The sequence below is a fragment of the Streptomyces sp. NPDC029152 genome (assembly GCF_055564355.1).
Genome location: NZ_JBVHWR010000059.1, coordinates 1 through 3,002, shown reverse-complemented (window position 1 = coordinate 3,002; position 3,002 = coordinate 1). Strand labels below are relative to the sequence as shown.

The following is a 3,002-nucleotide window of genomic DNA, read 5'->3' as shown; positions in this document are numbered from 1 at the left end:
GACATCGCTTCCTGGGTCAAGGACGGCGGACCCGGCATAACCGACCCACCCGCCGTCCTCGACCTCTACGCCTTCCGCCCCTCCCGCCGCCTCCAAGCCGAGCTCCGCGAGGACTAGAAGCCGCCCACTGCTGCATTTCGGGACGCGTCACGGTCGGCTCGTCGAGCCCGCCGCTCGTATCAGGCGTCGAAGCCGAAAAGGCCAACCTCATTTCAGTCTTCGCCGACCACGGCCAGGTCGTCCCCCAGGGCAGCGGCGATCTGTGCAGCGCGGGAGTGGTCCTCCAGCCGTCGCGTCAGGTAGGCGCAGCCGTGGCCATGTCGCAGGGACCACCATGCGGCCGAGCCCCCGATTCCTCCCTTGACGATCTTGCCGCGGTCGCGGATGAAGCCGAGCGTCCAGGTCAGCTGGGTACCGAAAACTTCGTCGTACCCGGTGACCTGGGAGGTGAGCAGTTCGGTGTGCAGGTCGGGGCCCAGTAGGGCGCGCAGCTTCCCGTCCTGGTCGGTGAGGGCGGAGAAGAACTCGGCCATGGCCGAAGCGGTGGTGTGCAGGTTGACCGCGCCGAAGACCGACTGTCGCCAGGTGCGGGAGTTCACCCGCCCCGAGCCCAGCGCGCCGTCGGGTATGCGCAGCCACGGCTCCGCGTGGAGTTGCTGCGGCCAGTCGGACCGGCCGTGCTCGAGGTCAGCCACTCGGTCCAGATGCTCCGTCGGTACCCCGAACCAGGCATCCAGCCCCAGCGCAGGTCGCACTACCTGGTTGAACATCTCGCCGAGTGTCGTCCCCGCCGCTGCCCGCAGGATGCCGTCGACCAGGTGTCCGTAGGTCAGGGCGTGCTCTCCCAGGGATGTCCCCAGCACGTACTCCGCTTCCGCCCGCTCCAGACTCGCTCGCAGCCGGTCGTCGTCGAGCAGGTCGATCCCGGCCGCCTCGGCCGGAAAACGCGGCTGGCCCGCTCGGTGTGTGAGGACTTGGCGGAGCGTGGTGCCATCCTTCCCGCCGCACCCGTACTCCTTCCAGTGCGCGGCCACGGGCTCGTCCAGCGTGAGCGCACCGTCCCTCACCGCCACCAGGGCGGCCAGCGTCACGAACGTTTTCGACAGTGAGTAGGGCTGAACCAGCGTGTCCCCCTCCCACAGGCGCCGCCGGCCTGCATCGGCCCATCCACCGGACAGCCGCACGACCTCGACTCCCTCCCGCCACACCGACACCCCCGCGCCGCTCTCCGCACCCTCCTCGATCAGCCGCTCGAAGACCTCTCTCACCGCTTCGTAGCCCGCCGCCGCGAACCCGCGAACCGTCACTGGGACCACCGCCCCCACAAACGGAACATCTCGTGCACGTCCTACCTCCCCGCATCAGTCACTCGTCACCAATCGAGAAAATACCCCAGGGGGGTATGCGGTGAGTAGGATCAGGTATCCGGCCACCAAGGTGCGAGCAGTGCTGCGATCAGGTTTTCGATGCGCGCGTCGGCATCATGCGTACAGCACTCCCCCAGTACGGTCCTTACCTGGCCCGCCTGGCAGGGGGAGATCGTCACGGTGACTTCCGTGGGCCGAGATCGAGACAGCCGACCGGAGAGTCGCCCCTGTTGCCACCTGCGGGCCGACCGACCCCGCTGCATAGAGCCGGACGCGCAGGTCCCTCCAAAGCGAGTACGGCCCTTCCGCCAAGAGGGGCCGATGCACTGCAGTTGTCCGCACCGCAGTCTCGTGCTGAACCCTCAGTCGTTCGCACAGGGGCTCAGCGCGGGTGTTCTCAAGTGGACAGGTTTAAATAGACGCAGTTAAACCTTGCCTGACAAGGCATCGGACGCTACGGTCCCCACATCTTTATTTGCGTCTAATGAAACGGGAGCCTCGTGTGGAGATCGTCATCACGGTGAAGAACCCGACACCCAAGTTTCAGAACGACCTGCTCGCCCTTCTCGACAAGCACCGCGCCAGCCTGCGTCACAACCCCGGCTGGACCGCCGACCGCGCCCGCACCTTCTACACGGCTCTTGCTCCGCGAGCCCGGCGCATCCTCCGCGCCGCCCTCGCCGGAGTCGGCGGCGAAGTGTCCGCCGACGAACTCCGCGACAACGACGACAGCAGCCTCCGCGGTCACGCCGGCGCCTTCACCCGGGTCCTCAAGCGCGGCGTGGCAGAAGGCTGGTGGGACAGCGGCATGCAGTCACCGATCATTGCGCTCGGGCCGGGCTCCGGAAAGGTGCAGGGGTACCGCATCCGCGACGAGGAAACTGTGCAGGCCTTCCTCGAAGGCCTCAGGGAATTGAGCACCGAGAAGTGAGAACACCGGCCATGCCTGCGAAGTTCCGTGCAGCCGATGCCACCATCAACTGGCACAGCACAGACGACAACACCCCACCCAGCCACAGCGTCACCACTGGCACCGACAAGTTCGGCACCGCCTACCTGTAGCTGACTGAAGGCGACAGACCACCGACGAAACGCTCGCCGACCCCATCAGAAACCCAAGCCTGACCGGCCAGATACCAACCGTGTACAGGCGCGGAGGTAGTTTCGTCAGCACAGCCCCGGAAGACCAAGGCCGCGCTGGAGCAGCTCGTCGCCCAGGCTGCTGCCGGCCGCGTCACTGAGACGTGAGGACGCAGGCTGTCGCGACCTACCAGGTTGATGGAACCGTGCAAGCGAGCCCGGACCCGGACGAATGGGAGACCACCCTGATCTCTGATGAGCCGACCGAAGCCACTGACGTCGCCCACGAGACCGAGAAAACGTTCCGGCAGCGACTGACCGGAAACGACGAAGACGCACTCCCCCGCGTCTGACGCGCAGTGCCCCCGTTATCTTCTTCGTGGTCCTGCAAGAGGGCCGCTGGCCTCCGGGCCCGGTATGACTGTTGCCCCCTGTCGAACGGATGACCTGGGGGGTGGTGTCACCGGGTCCGAGGGGTGCCGTCACAGACGCTGATCAGAGGTCCGACCACCGCCCGGCCGGGCGCAACGCCCGGCCACTCGCGGGCGGCAGGTC

General features: G+C 66.9%; 2 protein-coding genes. One reads left to right on the top strand and one right to left on the bottom strand.

Annotation, left to right across the window (positions count from 1 at the left end):
- Positions 1 to 212: 212 nt before the first annotated feature.
- Positions 213 to 1,307 (bottom strand): serine hydrolase domain-containing protein, encoded by a 1,095-nt coding sequence (locus ACZ4V6_RS36470; RefSeq protein ID WP_467835564.1) that lies wholly within the window; start codon positions 1,305 to 1,307, stop codon positions 213 to 215.
- Positions 1,308 to 1,869: 562 nt separating this feature from the next.
- Here ACZ4V6_RS36470 and ACZ4V6_RS36465 point away from each other — a divergent pair.
- A complete protein-coding gene (locus tag ACZ4V6_RS36465) occupies positions 1,870 to 2,298 on the top strand; it encodes a hypothetical protein (RefSeq protein ID WP_467835562.1) in 429 nt (142 codons plus the stop codon).
- Positions 2,299 to 3,002: the final 704 nt, after the last annotated feature.